Origin of the sequence: Phocaeicola sp. RTP21198st1_B8_RTP21198_201120 (assembly GCF_040929485.1) — a bacterium.
Classification (GTDB): Bacteria; Bacteroidota; Bacteroidia; order Bacteroidales; family Bacteroidaceae; genus Phocaeicola; species Phocaeicola dorei.
On sequence record NZ_JBCOCI010000491.1, the window covers coordinates 1 to 1122 of the forward strand.

1 pseudogene is annotated in these 1122 nt (G+C 47.2%); it reads left to right on the plus strand.

The annotated features are described in order from the left end of the window. A pseudogene (locus AB5935_RS27540) lies at positions 1-1074 on the plus strand (urocanate hydratase); the annotation flags it as partial. Between the last annotated feature and the right edge of the window lie 48 nt (positions 1075-1122).

Consider the following 1122-nt stretch of genomic DNA (forward strand, 5'->3'; position numbering starts at 1 on the left):
AAGTAGATCGTTCACGCATTGAAACACGTTACCGCCAGGGATGGGTGGGGCATGTGACTGCAGATATCATAGAAGCATACCGGATGGCAGCTGAAGCAATGCGACACCGTGAACCTTGTTCCATTGCCTATCATGGAAATATAGTAGACCTGCTCGAGTATGCCGAGCGTGAAAAGATTTTGATCGAACTATTATCCGATCAAACCTCCTGTCACGCCGTTTACGAAGGTGGATACTGCCCAGCCGGACTGACTTTCGAGGAACGCACACGCCTTCTTCACGAATCGCCGGAGGAATTCCGTCACTTGGTAGACATATCTTTGCACCGTCATTTCGAGGTCATCAAGAAATTGGTAGCCCGCGGAACTTATTTCTTTGATTATGGAAACTCTTTCATGAAAGCCATATACGATGCCGGAGTAAAAGAAATCTCCTATAATGGTGTTGATGAAAAAGACGGATTTATCTGGCCGAGTTATGTCGAAGATATTATGGGACCCCAACTCTTTGATTACGGCTACGGTCCGTTCAGGTGGGTCTGCTTGAGTGGTAAACACGAAGATCTGATAAAAACAGACCATGCGGCTATGGAGTGTATCGACGTCAATCGGCGCGGTCAGGATCTGGACAACTATAATTGGCCCTATTAGGCTGGGACGAGATCACCACGATGTCAGCGGTACGGATTCTCCTTTCCGGGAGACGTCAAATATCAAAGACGGAAGTAATGTGATGGCAGATATGGCTGTGCAATGCTTTGCCGGAAATTGTGCCCGTGGGATGAGTCTGGTAGCCTTACATAATGGAGGTGGAGTCGGTATCGGCAAAGCAATCAATGGCGGTTTTGGTATGGTATGCGACGGTAGCGAACGGGTAGATGAAATACTCCGTTCGGCAATGCTTTGGGACGTAATGGGAGGAGTAGCCCGCCGTTCGTGGGCGCGTAATCCGCATGCGATGGAAACGAGTGAAGCATTTAATGAGTCCCATGCTGGAGATTATCAGATAACAATGCCGTATGTGGCGGACGAAGAATTAATAAAGAAGATAGTTCCATCTATTGTGGGAAAGTAGTCTCACAATATAAGAGAAAGCGTTCCCATAATGTGAAGGAATAAATTC